Below are 16,933 nucleotides of genomic sequence, written 5' to 3'. Positions count from 1 at the left end.
CTGGCACGGGGACCCTTGTGGAACCGGCGCCGTTCAGGTATCCAATCAAGCGTCACATGTATGTAACGTGTTCATGTACATGAACGGAGTAGCAGTGTCGCCACTCAGAACCTTCCGCCGTCTCGGTGCCCTGACCTTGGTGACGGCGACCCTCACCCTGCCGCTGTCCGGGGTCGCGTCCGCGGCGCCGGCCACGGACAGCGCCGGGGTGTGCTCGCTACCCGGGATCGAACGGCTCTGCCCGCCGAAGACCGTCGTGCTCGACGGGAACCGCCTGCTGCTGAACAAGCTCGCGCTGCTCGTCGGGGACCGGACGGTCAAGACGTCGCTCGGGAACCTGGTCAAGCAGGCCGACGTCGCCGTCAAGGCCGGCCCGTGGACCGTCGCCGACAAGGAGCGGGTGCCGCCCAGCGGAGACAAGCACGACTACCTGAGCCTCGCGCCGTACTGGTGGCCCAGCCAGCCGAAGACCGCGGCGAACCCGCTCGGCTGCCCGTACGTCCAGCGCGACGGCGTCCTCAACCCCGAGACCACCGCCGTGTCCGACAAGGCCGAGCGGCTCAAGGCGTTCAGCTCGATCTACCAGCTCTCGCTCGCCTGGTACTACACCGGCAAGGCGGACTACGCGCGGCGCGCGGCGCTCGACCTTCGCACCTGGTTCCTCGACGCCGCGACGAAGATGAACCCGAACCTGAACTTCGCGCAGGGCATCCCGTGCAAGAACGACGGGCGCGGGATCGGCATCATCGAGTTCTCCTACACCTTCACCCAGGTGCTCGACGCCGCCGCGATCCTGAGCACCGGCGCGCCGGGCTGGTCGAAGGCCGACGAAGGCGCGTTCAAGGGCTGGTCGGGCGAGTTCCTGACCTGGCTGCGGACCAGCCAGTACGGCAAGGACGAGGCCGCGGCCCAGAACAACCACGGCACGTTCATGGACATGCTGACCGCCGGGATCGCGCTCTACACCGGGCAGGACGCCGTCACCAAGGACATCCTCGAGAAGGCCAAGGCCGGCCGGATCGACCACCAGATCGCCGCCGACGGCAGCCAGCCGGAAGAGGTGGCGCGCACCCGCACGTTCCACTACTCGACGTTCAACCTGGTCGCGCTGACCCGGCTCGCGCAGATCGGCCGCCACGCCGGCGTCGACCTGTGGGGCTACCGGAACCCGCAGGGCGGCAGCATCTTCAAGGCCGTCGACTTCCTGCTCCCGGCGGCCACCGGCGGCGCGGCGCAGTGGCACTACCCGGACCTGAACTTCACCCAGTACGCGGCGCTGGACAGCGTGCACGCCGCCGCGGACGCCGGTGACCGGCAGGCCCGCGCGGCGCTCCCGAAGGTCCCGGCGCCGCCGGGCGGCGACCTCTACCCGGTCCGGCCGGCGGCCGAGCAGCTCGACGACATCTCGACGACCGGCTGAGCACTCAGGAAAGCAGCTCCGTGATCGCCGCGGTGGGGACGAACTCGTCCGCCACCGCGGCGAGCGCGGGGTCGAGGGTGACGAACCGGTCGGCCTGCAGCTGGGCGACGGCCAGGTACTCGGCCATCCCGACGTCCGGCCAGTCCAGCCGCGCGGCGATCTTCCACGCCGTGGAGCGTGACACCCGGTCGCCGAGCAGGCGGATCTTCAGGCCCGCCAGGCGCTCCAGCAGGGCGAGGCCGTCCTTTTCCGTCCGCTCGCCGCGCCGGACGCTCGCGTAGAGGTGGGCCATCGCGTGCGACCGCAGCACGTTCGGGGCGACGAGCCGGTGCTCGGGCGCCACCGCCACCTGGCCCTCGGCCAGGCGCAGGGCGGTCAGGGCGTCGATGCCGAACCTGGTCATGCCCCAGGATAACCGGGACGCAATTTGTCTGGACCAAAAACCGGACAATCTGTTGACAGCCGACCGGTTCGGGGCTCAACCTGAAACCGGTTCACCGCCGGGCCCGGGCGGGTTCTCCCTGCTCCCAGTGATCTTCACGCGGATCCCGTGTTCAGCGAGGAGTTCGTCATGCCCGGTACCTGGTTTTCCGCCGTGCTCACCGCCGCGGCCCTCGTGGCCCCGGCGACCGCGACCCCGGCCGCCCCGGCCTCGGAGCTCGCCACCATCTGCAACAAGTACTGCGACGCCGCCGATCCGGCGAACTCGCCCGGCGACCGCGCTCCCGTGTCCTCGACGCTGTTCTCGCGGACGATCGCGCTGCACTTCGACGACAGCGACGCGATGGGCTGGGCGACGATCGGCAACGGCAGCCCGGGTGACGAGGTGTGGCTCGACCGCTCCTTCGACGGCGGCCGGTCGTGGGCCTCGGGTAGCAGGCTCGGCGCCACCGCCATCCCCGCGAACAACCGCGGCTGGCGCACCCTGATGTACAACGTGGACGACTGGAACAACACCGGTGTCGGCGCGCTGCGGGCGTGCGGGAAGGCCGTGGACCGGGCGGACATCGCCTGCACGACGTGGGCCCGCACGACCTGGAACGCCGGGGAGCGGCGGACGGCCGCGGCCACCGCGCAGATGATGTTCTACAACAACTCGACCGGGTTGTTCGACACCACCGGCTGGTGGAACTCGGCGAACGCGCTCACCGCGGTGATCCGCAACGTCCAGGTCACCGGCATGCCGAGCTACCGCTACGCGATCGCGCGCACGTACGACAAGAACATCAACGGCGCGCTCGGGCAGTTCCGCAACGACTACATCGACGACACCGGCTGGTGGGGCCTCGCCTGGGTGCTGGCCTACGACGTCACCGGCGACAGCCGCTACCTGAACACCGCCCGCGCCGACGCCGACCACATGGCTTCCTACTGGGACGGCACGTGCGGCGGCGGGGTCTGGTGGAGCACCGCGCGGACGTACAAGAACGCGATCGCCAACTCCCTCTACATCCAGCTCAGCGCGGCGCTGCACAACCGGATCGGCGGTGACAGCGTCTACCTGAACCGGGCGAAGAGCGGCTGGAGCTGGTTCCAGGGCACCGGCATGGTGAACGGCTCGTCCCTGGTCAACGACGGCGTCGACCTGGGCACGTGCCGCAACAACGGCAGCACGGTCTGGTCGTACAACCAGGGTGTGCTGATCAACGCGCTGACCGAGCTGAACCGGGCGACCGGCGACGCCGGGCTGCTGACCACGGCCCGCCGGCTGGGTGACGCCAACGTCAACTCGTCGTCGCTCAACACCGCCGACGGCATCCTGCGCGACCCGTGCGAGGGCGGGGACTGCGGCGGCGACGGGCCGTCGTTCAAGGGCGCCGACGTCCGCGGCCTGGCCGCGCTCAACGCGGCGCTGGGCGATCACCCGTACACGACGTACCTGCGCCGCCAGGCTGACCGGGCGTACTCGGCGGACCGCAACCCGCTCGACCAGTACGGCCTGCGCTGGTCCGGCCCGCTCGACAAGATCGACGCGGCCCGGCAGCAGAGCGCGCTCGACATGGTCAACGCGGCGTCCTGAATGGGGGACACCCACCGGCTCGCCAAGCTGGTGAACGACGGGGTGGCGCGCGCCGAGGCGATCCGGCTGGCGTCGAGCGAAGGTGGCTGGTACGCGGTCCTGGCGCTGATGTACGCGGGCGAAATCGGCCGCGCGACGGCGGAATGCGCGCGGGTGCCGGACCGTGCGGTTACGGTGCTCCGAGCGCGGCTGGCCTGGCTGACGGGCGCGCCGGCGGAGGCGGCGGCGCTGCTGCGCGAGGTGCGCGACCCGCGGCTGCGGGGTCTCGCCGTGGCGTGGCTCGTGGCGGCGATGACCGACCTCGCCGACCTCGAGGACGCCCGCACGCTGCTGCTGGACCACGGCTTCGGCGGCGCGCTGGCCGACGTCCCGGACGCCCCGGAACTCCTGGCGGCCCGAGGCGATCTGCACTTCGCCGCCGGACGGTTCGTGCTGGCACGCAACGACTTCCGCGAGTGCGGCCGCCTGCTCACGGCGCTCGGGGTGGCCAACCCCGCGGTGATCCCGTGGCGGTCGAGGCAGGCCGTCTGCGAGTCCGTGCTGGGGCGCGCAGAGGTCGGCGCCGCACTGGCGGCCCAGGACTTCGCCGCGGCCCGGCGCTGGGGAAGCGCCCGGGCGCTGGGCATCGCGACGCACGCGGTCGCGACGACATCCGGCCGGGACCCCGCCCTGCTGCGCACCGCCGAGGCCCTGCTGCGCCATGGTGACCGGTTGCGCTGCCGGTACGACCTGGCCCTGGCTCTGGACGAGTCCGGCGATCGAGCCGCCGCGCGGGCGCTGCTGTCGGACGTCGGCCGGTCGGCTCGGGAGGCGGGTTACTTCTTGATGGCGGCCGAGGCGTCCGCCGCTTCCGGGCGGCTTTGTGCGTTGACCCAGCGGGAACGGAAGATCGCCGGCCTGGCCCGGGCGGGCTGGACCAACCGCCGGATCGCACAGCGAGAAGCGGTGACGCTGCGAACGGTGGAGTTCCACCTGACGAGCGTGTATCGCAAGCTGGGTGTCGGCGGACGGCATGAACTGGTTGCTTTGCCAGGGTTTCCGCGATGACCCGGTGTGCTGCGGACTCGGCCCTTTCGCTGCGGGAGGCGGTCGCGCTGCGGACCGTGGCTCTGCCGGGATTCGCGCGGTGAGCCGGTGCGCCGCGGGGCGGGTATTCGTGCGTGTCGAGGCGGGCGCGGGTCGGGTGCTTTTGGTGCGGGAAGCGGCGGTCTTGCCGAGGTCTCGGCGTGCGGCGGACCGAGCGTTCGCCCGGGTCGCAGCGGGAGCGGGTTTGGCGTTTTCGGCGCCGAAGGCGGCGGCCATGCGGACCGTGGTGTTGCCGGGTTCCTGTAGTGACCGGATGCGCCGCGGGTCGGGTGTTCGTTCGTGTCGGGCGGTTTCGGTGCAAGGTGGTGGCGTTGCGGATCGTGGTGTTGCCGGGGTTCCCGTGGTGACCGGGTGTGCTGCGGACCAGGCGTTCGCCGGTGTCGGGGCGGAAGTGGGTTGGGCGTTTTCGGCGCCGGAGTTGGTGGCGCCGCGGACCGTGGCTCTGCCGGGAGCACCGCGGTGACCGGGTGCGCCGCGGACCGAGCCTTCGCCCGGGTCAGCGCGGGAACCAACTGGGCCCTTTCCGTACAAGAAGCGGAAACCTCCCTGTCCTCAAGAAAATGCGGTGCAGGATGCGTCCTGAAGGCCTCCGCGGCTCTCGTGCACGCCGGAGAACCCGCCATGACCTACTTCGCCGCCGACACGGCCGACCCGCGGCTGCGGGTGCTGCGGGCCTACAGTTCCTGGCTCGGCGGCCGGCTCGAGCGGGCCTGGGCGCTGACCCGCTCGGTGCTGGCCGATCCCGGCTGCCGGCCGGCCGGGCTGGCGATCGGCGTCCGCGTGCTGCTCGATGCCGGGGCCCTCGACCGCGCCGCCGAGGAAGCGCGGCTGCTCAACGGTGACGGACCTCTCTGCTGGGACGCGGAGGGCGCCCTGGCCATGGCCGAGGGCGACTTCGCTGCGGCGGAACGAGCGTTTCTCACGTGTGGAAGGGAACTGGCGCGGCGGGGGCTGGTGAACCCGGCTCTCCACTTCTGGCAGGGCCGGGCGGCACTGGCCGCGCACGCCGGCGGCCGGGTCGAGACTGCCGAGAGCCTGGCCCGTGCGTCGCACGCGGCGGCGGTCAAATGGGGCGCACCCCGGGCCGTGGGGCGCGCGATGCTGGTCTCGGGGGTCGTGGGTGGTGACGTCGAGGTGCTGACCGGTGCCGTCGAGGTGCTGGAGGCGCCGGCCGAGCTGGCGGAGGCGCGGTCCCGGCTCGGCATGCTCCACATAGGACAGGGTGCGGCCGGGAAAGCTCGGCGCCAGCTGGAAACGGCCGTCGTCCTGGTCCGGGGCCTCGGCGACGAAGCCCGCGCCCGGCGGCTCGAGGCGGTGCTGCGGCGTCTCCGGTGCCCCGGCGAGGCGGCGTTGACCGGCCGTGAGTCGCAGGTCGCGCACCTGGCCTACGCGGGCTGCAGCACCAAGGAAATCGCCGCGAGACTGTTCCTGGGCGTGCGCACCGTCGAATACGACCTGACGCGCGTGTACGCCAAGCTCGGCGTCGCCGGTCGCGAAGAACTCGCCGGCGTCCTGGGGGAGGGCCTGATCACGAGCCGCCGTGGAAGGTGACGGTGAAGCCTCGGCAGGAGCCGCACTGGTACATCGTCTGGTTCCCGGGCTCGGTGTCCTGTTTGGACCAGGCGTAGGCCTTCGGGCAGTGGGCCTTGACCGTGTCGCTGTAGTTCGTCGGAGCGTCGCGGTTCGGGTTGACGCAGTTGACCGGCGCACCGTCCGGCCCGCGCCGGACGTACTCGGCGGGGCAGAACGGCAGGACGTCGTCCGGGCAGCCGGCCGACCCGCAGGACGCCGAGCCCGGGGGCACGGTCGCGCCGACCGGCTCGATGGTCACCGGCAGGGAGAAGGAGTTGACGTAGCTGACGTCGTACCACGGCGCGAGACTGTCGCCGCTGTCGAAGTTGAACTCGGCCAGGCTCGCCGGTTGTTCGCCGGTCGCGCAGTGGTCGGCGAAGACCCCGCAGTCGCCGACCAGGCAGTGGAAGTCCCGTCCGGAGGTGCCGGTGCACCCCTGGCGGCCGAAGAACTTCCCGCGCCAGTGGCCCGGCTCGGCCGACTCCGGGACCGTCACCGTCGCCGACTGCCCGTTCGCCAGCACCGGCAGGCCGGTGAAGTTCACGGACCCGTCGGCGTTCACGGTGCTGCCCACCCACAGCGTCTGCCCGGACCGGTTGACGAAGGTCACGGTGTGGTCGGTGGCCGCGGTGCCGGCGCTCAGCGACGACACGAGGGCCACGGCGACCAGGAGAAGACGTTTGAACGCCACGGAAATCACGCTGCCCGGTACGCGACGCCGCTCGCGTTCGGCGTGGTTCCCGTGTACAGCCCGGTCTGGGTGGTCGACGTCGACAGCGAGAACCAGGCGTAGCGCTCGACGAACGACAGGCCGTTGAGCATCGACGTCGACCGGGTGACGAAGTCGGCCTGCTGGGCGGAGGACGGGTACCGCGGTGTCGACCCGGAGAAGTCGATGAGGGCGTACTCGGTTACCCAGATCGGGCGGTGGTAACGGTTGTAGACCGCCTGGACGTACGACTGCAGCTGCCCGGCCGCGGCCGTCGAGAAGTCGCCGCCGTACCAGTGCAGCGGGATGAAGTCGACGCGGTAGCCGCGCGCCGCCGCGCCGCTCATGAACCGGTCGAGCCAGCCGCCCGGGGTGTCGCCGCCGTAGGCCACCGCCGGGGCACTCAGCCGCATCCCGGTGTTCTGCAGCTGGGGCCACAGGTTCAGCGCGGTGTCGACGGACATGTTCGCCTGCCCGGCCAGGTCCGGCTCGTTGAACGCGAGCAGCGTCGTGCCGGACGCCTTGGCCTTCGCCAGCTCGGCCGCGGTCACCGAGCCGCTGCCCCAGATCATCGGGACGAACTCCGTGCCGGACGGCGCCGTGACGCCCCGCGTGTCCGAAGCCCAGGTGTAGAACCACCGGGCGCCGACGTCGCTCAGTGCCGTCGTCACGCCCGAGAACGCGGCGGCGCTGACGCCTTTCTTGGCGCTGGCGGCGACCGCGGGTGCGGACAGGCCGCCGAGCGCGGCGACGACGACGGCCGCGGTGGCGAGGATCTTCCTGAGCTTCACGGGGTCCTCCGGGTCAGGAGCGTACGAACGACCAGGTCACCGGGATGTTTCCGAGGCCGGTGTCGGCCAGCTGGGCGAACGCCGGGGCGCTGAGGTCGATGTGCGTGCTGTCGCAGGTCGGGCACTTGTCGACGACCGGCACCGTGACGCTCCGGCCTTGGTAGGACACCTGGACCGACACCCCCTGGCACAGCGGGTCGTTGTTCGGGTTCGCCGTCGTCCAGTACGAAGCCGGCGCGGCGGCGAGCAGCTGCGTCGAGGCGTCGATCTGCGTGCCGCAGGCGCCGTAGCCCGCGTCGGTGTAGTAGGTGGCGGAGCCGGTGATCGGCTGCCCGTAAGGGATGTCGGCCCAGGCGGTGCCGACCGGTGTCAGGACGAGTGTGGCGGCCAGCACCCAGGTCTTCCGCATTCCGGCTCCCTTCCCGCGTGCCCGGATCGTCCCAGGGTTTCCGGGCGCGAGCACTGTGGCCGGCCCGCAAACCTTTGTCCGGACAGGAATCGCCGTGGCGGTTGACACCGTCTCCGTGACCTGTTCACGCTGAACGGAACCGGCTTCCGGAGGTTCCCTTGATGCGCCGCCTTTTCGTCGTCGCCACCCTGCTCGCGCTCAGCGTCGTCGTGGTGCCGTCGGCGTCCGCCGCGGCGCTCGGGCCCGCCGTCCGGATCATGCCGCTCGGCGACTCGATCACCTGGGGCGTCGGCAGCGCCACGACGTCGTCGTACCGTGCGCCGCTGTCCCGGATACTGGACGCGCAGTCGCGCTATTCGGCGCGGTTCGTCGGGTCGCAGGCGTCGGGAAGCCTGCCGGGGCCCGCCAACGAGGGCCACAGCGGGTACACGATCGACCAGCTCACCGCCGGGATCGACGGCTGGGCCGCGTTCGCCCGCCCCGACGTGGTGCTGCTGCACGTCGGGATCAACGACCTCAACCGCGGCATCGACGTCGCCCATGCGCCGCAACGGTTGCGGACGCTCGTGGACCGGGTTTTCGCGGACCGGCCCGGGGTCGCGCTGCTGTTCCTCGGGCTCATCCCGACGACGCCGGGGCTGGAGAGCGCGACCGCGTCGTTCAACAGCCAGGTGAAGGCCATGCAGGCGAGTGAACAGCAGGCGGGACACCGGTTCCGCTACGTCGACCCACCGGCGTTGACGTCCGCCGAGATGGCCGACGGCCTGCACCCGAACGACGCCGGGTACCAGCGGATGGCCCAAGCGCTGTACGGCCCGCTCGACCAGGCCTACACCGACGGCTGGATCGCGACGCACCCGCCGCTCGGCGCAGGGTCGGAAGCCGGTTCGGGCAAGGTGCGCTGGGCGGACTTCGACGGTGACGGACGGGCGGACTACCTGACGGTCGCGAGCACCGGCGCGGTGTCGGCGTACCTGAACCGCGGCGGTGACGGCCGTGGCGGCTGGTCGGGGCTCGGCCAGGTGGCGAGCGGCACGACCACCGATCCGGCACGGGCGCGGCTCGCGGATTTCGACGGCGACGGCCGCGCGGACTACCTGACGATCGCGAGCAGTGGTGCCGTATCGGCGTACCTGAACCGGGGTGGTGACGGCCGCGGCGGTTGGCAGAACCTCGGCCAGGTGGCGACCGGCACGACCACGGACCCGTCGCGCGTCCGGTTCGCGGATTTCGACGGCGACGGGCGCACGGACTACGTCACGATCGCGAGCAGCGGTGCGGTGTCGGTGTACCTGAACCGCGGGGGCGACGGCCGTGGCGGATGGCTGAACCTGGGCCAAGTCGCCACCGGCACGACGACGGATCAGACACGCGTCCGGTTCGCGGACTTCGACGGCGACGGCGCGGCCGACTACGCGGCGATCGCCGATTCCGGCGCGGTCACCCTGTACCTGAACCGCGGCGGTGACGGCCGTGGTGGCTGGTGGCAGTACGGCCAGGTCGCGACCGGCCTGACGACGGCGGCCGACCGCGTAGCGTTCGCCGACTTCACCGGCGGCGGCACCGCCGACTACACGCTGACCGACCCGTCGACAAACGCGGAAACGGTCTACTCATGGCAGGGCGGCGATGGCCACGGCGGCTGGGCCGACCTCGGCAAGGTGGCCGCCGGCGTCCCCGTCGGCTAAGACCTCCCGCAGCCGTTCCAGATGAGCCTGTGGGGACTCCAGCAGCGGCAGCCGCACCGTCGCGTGGGGGATGATTCCCCGCTCCGCCAGCGCCGCCTTGGCCATGATCGCGCCCTGGGACGTCCGCATGATCGCCTCCGCCACCGGAAGCAGCGCCGCCTGGATCGCCCTCGCCGCGCCCAGGTCACCGTCGCGGACCGCGTGGATCAGGGCCGCGTTGCGGTCGGCGAAGACGTTGCCCACCACGCTGACCACACCCGTCGCGCCGGACGCCAGGTACGGCAGGTTCAGCTCGTCGATGCCGCAGTAATAGGCCAAAGACGTTCGGGCCAGCACCGTCATCGCCTCGAACAGGTCGCCCTTGGCGTCCTTGACCGCCTGGATGCGGGGGTGACCGGCCAGCTCCAGCAGGGTCGGCACCTCGAAGGCCACGCCGGTGCGCGCGGGAACGTCGTAGAGCATCACGGGCAGCGGAGTCGCGTCGGCGACGGCGGTGCAGTGGGCCACGATCCCGGCCTGCGTGGGGCGCGAGTAGTACGGGCACACGAGCAGCAGCGCGTCGGCTCCCTCGGCCTCGGCCTCGCGGGCGCGGCGGATGCTCGTGGCCGTGTCGTACGTGCCGATCCCGGCGATCACCCGCGCCCGGCCCGCCGCCCGCGTGGCCACGGCGCGGACGAGCCCGGCCGACTCGGCGCCGGTCAGCGTGGGGGATTCGCCGGTGGTCCCGCCGACGACCAGGCCGTCGCCGCCGGTGGCCAGCAGGTGGTCGACCAGGCTCGCGAGGGCGGGTTCGTCGAGCGCGCCGCCGGGCCGCATCGGGGTGACCATGGCGACGAGGTTGGTGCCGAAGGGCGTCATGGCTCAGACCCTGCCGCGGTCGACTGCACAGGTCCAGCGATGCTTTTTCGCCAATATTGCGTAGCCTGGCTTCATGATCGACGTCGACGCCCTGCGCGCCCTGCGGTCCGTGGCGGCGCTCGGGACGCTGGTGCGGGCGGCCGACGAGCTCGGGTTCACGGCCTCGGCGGTGTCTCAGCAGCTCAAGCGGCTGGAACGGCAGCTCGGGGTGGCCGTGCTCGCGCCGTCCGGGCGTGGGGTCGTGCTCACCCCGGCCGGGCGGGCCCTCGTCGACGCGGCGCCCGAGGTGTTCCAGGCCCTGGAGCGCTGCGCCGAAGCCGCCCAGTCGGTCTCCGCGGGCGCGCCGCGCGGCACGCTGCGCGTGGTGGCCTTCTCGACCGGCATCCGCGGGCTGCTCGCGCCCACCCTGGCGGGGCTCGCGGCACACTGCCCCGACCTGGGCGTCCGGATCACCGAGCAGGATCCCGACGAGGCCCTGCACAGCGTCGACGCCGGCACCGCCGACGTCGCGCTCGTCCACGACGCCGACGGCCTGCCCGTCCCGCTGCGCCCGTCCCTGACCCGGCGGCACGTGCACACCGACGTCGGCGACGTCGTGCTGAGCCGGGCGCACCCGCTCGCCGCGGGCGACGCCCCGCTGGGCGAGGGGGATCTCAGCGGGCACGCGTGGGTGACCAGCCCGCCCGGCACGGTGTGCCACCAGTGGTTCCGGCGGCTCGTGCCCGGCGAACCCGACGTGCGGCACCTCGTCGACGATTTCGCCACGCAGCTGGCGCTGGTCGCCTCGGGGGACGTCCTCGCGCTGATCCCCCGGCTGGCCCGCCCGCCGCTGGGCGACGGGCTCGTCGCGCGAACCCTGCGCAGGCCACCGAAACGCGAGGTCCACGCCGTGTGGCGGCGCAGCGCGGACGCCAGCCCGGCGATCCGGGCGCTGCTCGCTGCACTGTCCACAAGGGACGGTTGAACCGGCTCAACGCGCGCCCGGACCGCGGGGCGGAGATCATAGGGCCATGACCGGTTCCCCGCCCGAGGGCCGCATCGGGCCCGGCGTCGTCGGGCGCAGGCTCGTGCAGTTCTTCCTGGACGAGATGCTCGTCTTCGTGCCGATGCTGCTGCTCGCCGTGCTGGCTGTGGTGCTGTTCCGCCCGAGCGGGCTGGTGGCGCTGGTGACGTTCCTCAAGGTCGTCTTCATCACCATGATGGTGCTGGACTTCCTGGGCCTGTGGTTCGTCATGACGTGGTGGCCCTACCGCCACGGCGGCCAGACGCCGGCGATGCGGTGGCTGCGGCTGCGCGTCGTCATGCTCGACGGCTCGCACCCGCCGTTGCGGCTGTTCGTGGTGCGCCAGCTGCTGGTGCTCGTCGACGGCTTCGCGTGGGGGCTCGCCGGGATCGTCGTGATGCTGTGCACGCGCCGCCGCCAGCGGTTCGGGGACGTCGTGGCGCGCACGGTCGTCGTCCGGGTGCCCAAGCGGGCGAAGTCAGTGGACGAGGCCGCTTTCCCAGGCCCAGATGGCTATTTCGGTGCGGTTGCGGGCCCCGAGCTTGCGCTTGGCCGCGCCGATGTGCGTCTTGACGGTGGGCAGCGACACCACGAGTGAGCGGCAGATCTCGTCGTTCGTCGCGCCGCGGGCGATCGCGCGGACGACGTCCAGCTCGCGCGGGGTCAGCGGGCTTTCCGGCGCGGTGGCACGCCGGGGATCGCGGTGCGCGTAGTGCGCGAGCAGCCGCGTCGTGATCGCCGGCGAAACGAGCGCCTCGCCGTGGGCGGCCGCGTGCACCGCCTCGATGAGCAGGCTCGGCCCGGCGTCCTTGAGCAGGAAACCGCAGGCACCGGCGCGCAGGGCCGCGTGGACGTTCTCGTCGAGGCCGAACGTCGTGACCATCACGACGTGCAGCGGGTCCGGCACGTCCGGGCCGGCCAGCAGCTCGGTGGCCCGCAGCCCGTCCACGCCCGGCATCCGGATGTCCATGAGCGTCACGTCCGGGCGCAGCTCCCGGGCCGCGCGCACGGCCTGCTCGCCGTCGGCCGCTTCGCCGACGACCTCGATGTCCGGTTCGCCTTCGAGGATCAGCCGGAACCCCGCGCGGACCATCGCCTGGTCGTCGGCGATCAACACTCGCGTGGGCACCCGTTCCTCCTCAGCCGGGCCCCAGCGGCAGCCGCGCGGCCACCCGCCAGCGCTGCCCCTCCTCCGGTCCCGCGTGCACCGTACCGCCCACCGCCGCGACCCGCTCGGCCATCCCGAGCAGGCCGTAGCCGCCGCGGCGGGCGGGCCGGGCGGCACCGTCGTTGACCACCTCGACGCGCAGCTCGCCGCGGGGTTCGTGGCGCACGAGCACCCGGACCTCGGCGGCGTCGGGCGCGTGCCGCCGGACGTTGGTGAGCGATTCGGTGAGCAGCCGGTGCGTGGTCGTCACGACCTCGGGCGTCACCGCCAGGACGGCGAGGTCGTCGCTGACGTCGAGGTGGATGCGGGTGTCCTCGGGCACCGCGCGGTCGACGGCGGTGGCCAGGTCGGCGGGCGGGACGAAGAGGTCCTCGCCGTCCGTCCGCAATGCACCGACGAGCCGGCGCATCGCGGAAAGCGCGGCCGCGCCCGCGGTTTCGAGCTCGGCGAACGTCGCGGTGTCGCCGTCGCTGCGTTCGGCGACGCGGTGCGCGGCCTGGACCCGCACGACGATCCCGGTGATCTGGTGCGCGACGAGGTCGTGCAGCTCCCGGGCCAGCCGAAGCCGTTCCGTGGTGCGGATTTCGAGGACGTCGGCGCGGTTGCGGGCCTCGGCGTCGCGCAGGATCAGCCCGACGGCGAGCGCGCCGCCCCACATCAGCGCGGCCACGGCGGAGAAGAGCGCGGCCGGGGTGTCCGCGCCGTAGCGCAGGATCGGGGCGAGCGTGGTGGCGGCGCCGCCGAGGATCGCCAAGGTCACTGCCGCCCGCGGGGCGAGCCGGTGGCAGCAGGCGCCGACCAGCAGCGCGATGGCGAGCGCTTCGGCCCCGCTGGGCAACGGCGGCAGGCGCTGGCCCGCCGCCCCGATCACCGCCGTGATCGCCGTGCCCAGCAGGGAAAGCCCGGACACGGCGGCCGCGAGCGCCGCGGTGTGGTCGGGGAACCGGCGGCGCAGCACGGCCAGCAGCGCGACGACCGGGCCGAGCCCGGGGGCGAACTCGAGGGTGAGGGTGGCGAGGTTGCCCTGGGCCGGTCCGGACCGGATGGCGAGGGTCATGTCGAGCAGCACCAGCGCGCCGAGGACGACCGCCTCGGCCACGAGCGGGCCGCGGCGGCCCGGCAGGACGAGCACCGGTCGCGCGGAGGTCATGGCCCGATCGTGCCGCACCCGACGGCGTCTCGCTGCGTCGCCGGGGGCATCTCATCCCTGGGTACGAGACGGCGCCCCTGATTTCGTACCGCCGGTTGATCGCTTCCGCGCCGCGGCTGGCCAGACTCGGGACGGAAGACGAAACGAGACGGAGGGATTCCGATGCAGGAGACCGCTTTCGTGCCCGGCCCGAAGCCGGTGAACGGGAAGATCACCGGCCTGCCGGGCTGGTACTTCGTGCTGGTCGGCCTGCTCGTGGCCAGCAACGACCTGAGCACGCAGTTCGCGGACCGCTATTCCTGGGTGGCGTACCTGCCGCTGGCGCTGGTCGCGGTGCACCTCGTGCTGTGGTTCACGCTGCTTTCCCAGCGCCGCCAGTACCTGCGGGCCGTGTGGCGCAGCAAGCAGGCCCTCGGCCTGGTCGCCGTGTTGTTCGCGGTGCGGCTGGGACTGCAGTTCGGCCTGGCCGCGCTGACCGACAGCGTCGCGCCGCTGCACAGCTACACGCACCTGATCATCGGGCTCGTCATGCTGGTGGTGACCACGGCCGGGGCCTGGTTCGACCAGTGGCTGGTGCTGCGGGTGGTCAACAAGCAACAGCACCCCGGGTTCTGACGCTCAGATCTTGCGGAACCGGGCGTCGAAGAGCGCGAACACGCCGAAGACGGCGATGCCCGCGGCGAGGGTGAGCAGCAGCGGCTGCCCGTACGGCTGGACGGCGAGCGTCTTCAACGCGGGATCGAGGCCGGCGGCCTTGGCCGGGTCGTAGTTCACGGCGGCCAGCACGAACATCACACCCACGACGGCGTAGGCCACCGCGACGGCGCACCAGCCCACCTGGCCGAGGCGCTCGGCCGACCGCCGGACGGTCCGGGTGGCGCCGCCGAACTCGAGGTCGTGCAGGAACGTCTTGCGCAGGCCGCGGTGGATGAGGAAAGCCGCGACGCCGAGCACGCCGATCCCGGCGGCGACCACGACGACCGCGCCCCACGGCTGGGCGAGCAGCCCGGCGACCAGGGACTTGCTCTTGGCCGGGGCGCCGACGGCGGTCTTGCCCGCGCTGTAGGCGACCAGGGCGTACAGCGCGACCTCGATCCCGCTGGTCACCCGCCGCAGCACCCGCCGGCGGCCCTGGACGTGCCGGTGGCCGGCGACGGCCTCGGTCAGCTGCCAGATCGCGAGCACGCCGGTGCCGGCCGTGACCAGCCACAACAGCCAGACGCCACCGCCTTCGGCGACGAGCTGGAGGGCACCGGCCTTGTCGGCCTTTTCGTTGTCGCCCAAGGCGACCTGGGCGGCCAGCCAGGCCACGACGAGGTGCACCACGGCGTAACAGGCCAGCCCGACTCGGGCGATCAGGGCGAACCCCTTGAAATCGGGCATCCGCTGATACTCGTCCACCGGGGCCGGAATGACCAGCACGGTTTTTGTCGGTGGTGGTGCGTACGGTCGAGCCGACCGAACATCCAGACCGGAGGACCCCATGCCCTTCGCCGACGAACTGATCGGCACCCCCGCGGCCCGCGCCCTGGTCGCGGGCCTGCGCGTCGCCGCCCCGAAGGCGCGGCTGACCGGGTTGCGCGCGGCCGAGGGCGCGCTCGGCCCGCTGTCCCTGCGCGAGCGCAGCGACCTCCTGCGTGACGCGCTGCTCGCGGACCTGCCGGGCGACTACGCGTCACTGGCGGCGGTGGTGCGGACCGCGGCCGCCGAGTCGCCGTCGTTCACCGGCTGGCTGATCTGGCCGGTCACCAGCGCGATCGCGGTCAAGGCCGTCTCGGACGGCGGTGTGGAAGCCTTCGACGACGCCCTCGCGCTGCTGGCGGAGCTGACACCCCGGCTCACGGCCGAGTTCGCCCTGCGCGTCCTGCTGAACCACGACCTGGACCGCGCCTTGGACGTGATCCAGGGCTGGACGGCATCGGACAGCCCCGACGTGCGCCGCCTCGCGTCCGAAGGCACCCGCCCGATGCTGCCGTGGGCCGTGCGCGTGCCGGGCGTCCTCGCGTCGCCGAAAGCGACCCTGCCGATCCTCGACGCGCTGTACCGCGACGAGAGCGAGTACGTCCGCCGCTCGGTCGCCAACCACCTGAACGACGTGAGCCGCCGCGAGCCGGACCTGGTCGTCGAGACGGCGACGGCGTGGCTGGCCGACCCCGGCGACGACCCGGCCGCCACGACCCGCCTGGTCCGCCACGCCCTGCGCACCCTGGTGAAACAAGGCCACCCAGGCGCCCTGGGCCTGCTGGGCTTCGCCCCGGCCCGCGTCGACGTGACCGGCCCGCTCCTGGTGTCGGACACGGTGGTGATCGGCGAATCCCTGGCGTTCACGGCGTCGGTCCGCAACCTCGAACCGGAACCGGCCCGCCTGGCGATCGACTACGTGGTCCACCACCGCAAGGCCAACGGCACGTCGACGACCAAGACGTTCAAGCTGACCACCCAGCTGGTCCCACCGGGGGAGACGTACGAGCTGTCCCGAGAGCACTCGTTCCGCCTGATCACGACCCGCCGCTACCACCCGGGCCCGCACGCGGTGGAGCTGCAGATCAACGGAGTCCGCACGGGTCGAGCAGACTTCGACCTGGTAACCGGCTAGCCCGGAAACCGCGGGCCAACCCTGGCCGGTCCACCGCGAATCCGGCTTCTGGGGCAGCAGCGCGGTTCCCCCGGCGTGCCGGTTTCGCGAGTTCGTGCGCGGCTGCGGCCTCGGCCATCGGAGTCCCCAGCCGGCCTTCGTCGGTGAGGGCGGCCGCGGTCGAAGGTCTGTGCACGGCGGGCGGTTCCGATCCGCTGGTGCTGCTGCCCGATCTTCCTCGGGCGTGCCGGTTTCCGCGAGTTCGTGCGCGGCTGCGACCTCGGCCAGCGGGAATGCCGCCGCGATCGGGATCCGCAACCGGCCAGGGTGACCGCGGCCGAAGTCCTTGCACGGCAGGCGGATCCGAGTCGCCGGTGGTGCTGGCGCAGCAGCGCGTTTCCCCCGGCGTGCCGGGCTCCCGCGAGTTCGTGGGCGGCTGCGACCTCGGCCATCCGGATCCGCAATCGGTCAGGGTGACTGGGGC

Annotated in this window: 17 protein-coding genes; 9 read left to right on the top strand and 8 right to left on the bottom strand. The window is 72.5% G+C overall.

Annotated elements, in window-relative coordinates; all coding sequences use genetic code 11:
* Positions 1 to 94 precede the first annotated feature (94 nt).
* Positions 95 to 1,420, top strand: a complete 1,326-nt coding sequence (locus tag VA596_RS30190) for an alginate lyase family protein (protein WP_323331570.1) — start codon at positions 95 to 97, stop codon at positions 1,418 to 1,420.
* A 4-nt stretch (positions 1,421 to 1,424) separates the two neighbouring features.
* On the opposite strand, the gene VA596_RS30185 is transcribed toward VA596_RS30190, so the two are convergent.
* Positions 1,425 to 1,823 carry a hypothetical protein gene (locus VA596_RS30185; RefSeq protein WP_323331569.1) on the bottom strand — a complete coding sequence of 133 codons (399 nt, stop codon included), beginning with the start codon at positions 1,821 to 1,823 and terminating at the stop codon, positions 1,425 to 1,427.
* Positions 1,824 to 1,991: 168 nt separating this feature from the next.
* Here VA596_RS30185 and VA596_RS30180 point away from each other — a divergent pair, with 168 nt between their 5' ends.
* The 3 genes from VA596_RS30180 to VA596_RS30170 all read left to right on the top strand — a co-directional run bounded on the left by VA596_RS30180 (position 1,992) and on the right by VA596_RS30170 (position 6,077).
* The gene (locus VA596_RS30180) at positions 1,992 to 3,440 is read left to right on the top strand and encodes a glycoside hydrolase family 76 protein (RefSeq protein ID WP_323331568.1); all 1,449 of its coding nucleotides are present in this window, start codon (positions 1,992 to 1,994) and stop codon (positions 3,438 to 3,440) included.
* The gene (locus VA596_RS30175) at positions 3,441 to 4,487 is read left to right on the top strand and encodes a LuxR C-terminal-related transcriptional regulator (RefSeq protein WP_323331567.1); all 1,047 of its coding nucleotides are present in this window, start codon (positions 3,441 to 3,443) and stop codon (positions 4,485 to 4,487) included.
* Positions 4,488 to 5,147: 660 nt separating this feature from the next.
* Entirely contained in the window at positions 5,148 to 6,077 is a 930-nt protein-coding gene (locus VA596_RS30170; protein ID WP_323331566.1) for a helix-turn-helix transcriptional regulator, read from the top strand.
* Here VA596_RS30170 and VA596_RS30165 read toward each other — a convergent pair.
* Genes VA596_RS30165 through VA596_RS30155 form a run of 3 tightly spaced genes read right to left on the bottom strand, consistent with a single transcriptional unit; the run spans position 6,055 to position 8,007 of the window.
* Complete coding sequence (locus VA596_RS30165; RefSeq protein ID WP_323331565.1) at positions 6,055 to 6,789, bottom strand: thaumatin family protein; 735 nt, start codon at positions 6,787 to 6,789, stop codon at positions 6,055 to 6,057. The two genes, VA596_RS30170 and VA596_RS30165, sit on opposite strands and share 23 nt — an antisense overlap.
* Before the next feature lie 5 nt (positions 6,790 to 6,794).
* Positions 6,795 to 7,598: a glycoside hydrolase family protein gene (locus VA596_RS30160; protein ID WP_323331564.1), complete on the bottom strand. Its 804-nt coding sequence runs from the start codon at positions 7,596 to 7,598 to the stop codon at positions 6,795 to 6,797.
* A gap of 13 nt (positions 7,599 to 7,611) precedes the next feature.
* Positions 7,612 to 8,007 (bottom strand): cysteine/serine endopeptidase inhibitor, encoded by a 396-nt coding sequence (locus VA596_RS30155; protein WP_323331563.1) that lies wholly within the window; start codon positions 8,005 to 8,007, stop codon positions 7,612 to 7,614.
* Between the two features lie 161 nt (positions 8,008 to 8,168).
* Here VA596_RS30155 and VA596_RS30150 point away from each other — a divergent pair, with 161 nt between their 5' ends.
* Positions 8,169 to 9,695 (top strand): FG-GAP-like repeat-containing protein, encoded by a 1,527-nt coding sequence (locus tag VA596_RS30150; protein ID WP_323331562.1) that lies wholly within the window; start codon positions 8,169 to 8,171, stop codon positions 9,693 to 9,695.
* Here the strand turns inward: VA596_RS30150 and dapA are convergent.
* Positions 9,621 to 10,553, bottom strand: coding sequence for a 4-hydroxy-tetrahydrodipicolinate synthase (dapA, locus tag VA596_RS30145; protein ID WP_323331561.1), 933 nt, complete (start codon positions 10,551 to 10,553; stop codon positions 9,621 to 9,623). The genes VA596_RS30150 and dapA overlap by 75 nt on opposite strands.
* 73 nt (positions 10,554 to 10,626) lie before the next feature.
* Between dapA and VA596_RS30140 the strand changes: the two genes are divergently transcribed.
* Complete coding sequence (locus VA596_RS30140) at positions 10,627 to 11,517, top strand: LysR family transcriptional regulator (RefSeq protein ID WP_323331560.1); 891 nt, start codon at positions 10,627 to 10,629, stop codon at positions 11,515 to 11,517.
* A gap of 46 nt (positions 11,518 to 11,563) precedes the next feature.
* Positions 11,564 to 12,154 carry an RDD family protein gene (locus VA596_RS30135; protein WP_323331559.1) on the top strand — a complete coding sequence of 197 codons (591 nt, stop codon included), beginning with the start codon at positions 11,564 to 11,566 and terminating at the stop codon, positions 12,152 to 12,154.
* Here the strand turns inward: VA596_RS30135 and VA596_RS30130 are convergent.
* Positions 12,035 to 12,685 (bottom strand): response regulator transcription factor, encoded by a 651-nt coding sequence (locus VA596_RS30130; protein WP_323331558.1) that lies wholly within the window; start codon positions 12,683 to 12,685, stop codon positions 12,035 to 12,037. The genes VA596_RS30135 and VA596_RS30130 overlap by 120 nt on opposite strands.
* Before the next feature lie 10 nt (positions 12,686 to 12,695).
* Entirely contained in the window at positions 12,696 to 13,874 is a 1,179-nt protein-coding gene (locus tag VA596_RS30125; RefSeq protein WP_323331557.1) for a sensor histidine kinase, read from the bottom strand.
* Between the two features lie 162 nt (positions 13,875 to 14,036).
* Here VA596_RS30125 and VA596_RS30120 point away from each other — a divergent pair, with 162 nt between their 5' ends.
* Positions 14,037 to 14,489, top strand: coding sequence for a hypothetical protein (locus tag VA596_RS30120; RefSeq protein WP_323331556.1), 453 nt, complete (start codon positions 14,037 to 14,039; stop codon positions 14,487 to 14,489).
* Positions 14,490 to 14,492: 3 nt separating this feature from the next.
* Here the strand turns inward: VA596_RS30120 and VA596_RS30115 are convergent, their stop codons facing one another.
* Positions 14,493 to 15,257 (bottom strand): DUF1206 domain-containing protein, encoded by a 765-nt coding sequence (locus VA596_RS30115; RefSeq protein WP_323331555.1) that lies wholly within the window; start codon positions 15,255 to 15,257, stop codon positions 14,493 to 14,495.
* Between the two features lie 100 nt (positions 15,258 to 15,357).
* Here VA596_RS30115 and VA596_RS30110 point away from each other — a divergent pair, with 100 nt between their 5' ends.
* Positions 15,358 to 16,470, top strand: coding sequence for a DNA alkylation repair protein (locus tag VA596_RS30110; protein WP_323331554.1), 1,113 nt, complete (start codon positions 15,358 to 15,360; stop codon positions 16,468 to 16,470).
* Positions 16,471 to 16,933 lie beyond the last annotated feature (463 nt).

The sequence above is a fragment of the Amycolatopsis heterodermiae genome, from assembly GCF_034929455.1.
In the GTDB taxonomy this organism is placed as follows: Bacteria; Actinomycetota; Actinomycetes; order Mycobacteriales; family Pseudonocardiaceae; genus Amycolatopsis; species Amycolatopsis heterodermiae.
The sequence above is the reverse complement of the archived record's forward strand: the minus strand, read 5'-3'. Positions and strand labels throughout refer to the sequence as shown.

What these genes read in the sequence shown, in the direction of transcription:
- VA596_RS30110 (WP_323331554.1), top strand. Translation starts at nt 15,358, where the DNA reads ATGCCCTTCGCCGACGAACTGATCGGCACCCCCGCGGCCCGCGCCCTG.
- VA596_RS30170 (WP_323331566.1), top strand. Translation starts at nt 5,148, where the DNA reads ATGACCTACTTCGCCGCCGACACGGCCGACCCGCGGCTGCGGGTGCTG.
- VA596_RS30120 (WP_323331556.1), top strand. Translation starts at nt 14,037, where the DNA reads ATGCAGGAGACCGCTTTCGTGCCCGGCCCGAAGCCGGTGAACGGGAAG.
- VA596_RS30185 (WP_323331569.1), bottom strand. Translation starts at nt 1,823, where the DNA reads ATGACCAGGTTCGGCATCGACGCCCTGACCGCCCTGCGCCTGGCCGAG.
- VA596_RS30155 (WP_323331563.1), bottom strand. Translation starts at nt 8,007, where the DNA reads ATGCGGAAGACCTGGGTGCTGGCCGCCACACTCGTCCTGACACCGGTC.
- VA596_RS30125 (WP_323331557.1), bottom strand. Translation starts at nt 13,874, where the DNA reads ATGACCTCCGCGCGACCGGTGCTCGTCCTGCCGGGCCGCCGCGGCCCG.
- VA596_RS30115 (WP_323331555.1), bottom strand. Translation starts at nt 15,257, where the DNA reads ATGCCCGATTTCAAGGGGTTCGCCCTGATCGCCCGAGTCGGGCTGGCC.
- VA596_RS30150 (WP_323331562.1), top strand. Translation starts at nt 8,169, where the DNA reads ATGCGCCGCCTTTTCGTCGTCGCCACCCTGCTCGCGCTCAGCGTCGTC.
- dapA (WP_323331561.1), bottom strand. Translation starts at nt 10,553, where the DNA reads ATGACGCCCTTCGGCACCAACCTCGTCGCCATGGTCACCCCGATGCGG.
- VA596_RS30175 (WP_323331567.1), top strand. Translation starts at nt 3,441, where the DNA reads ATGGGGGACACCCACCGGCTCGCCAAGCTGGTGAACGACGGGGTGGCG.
- VA596_RS30140 (WP_323331560.1), top strand. Translation starts at nt 10,627, where the DNA reads ATGATCGACGTCGACGCCCTGCGCGCCCTGCGGTCCGTGGCGGCGCTC.
- VA596_RS30180 (WP_323331568.1), top strand. Translation starts at nt 1,992, where the DNA reads ATGCCCGGTACCTGGTTTTCCGCCGTGCTCACCGCCGCGGCCCTCGTG.
- VA596_RS30135 (WP_323331559.1), top strand. Translation starts at nt 11,564, where the DNA reads ATGACCGGTTCCCCGCCCGAGGGCCGCATCGGGCCCGGCGTCGTCGGG.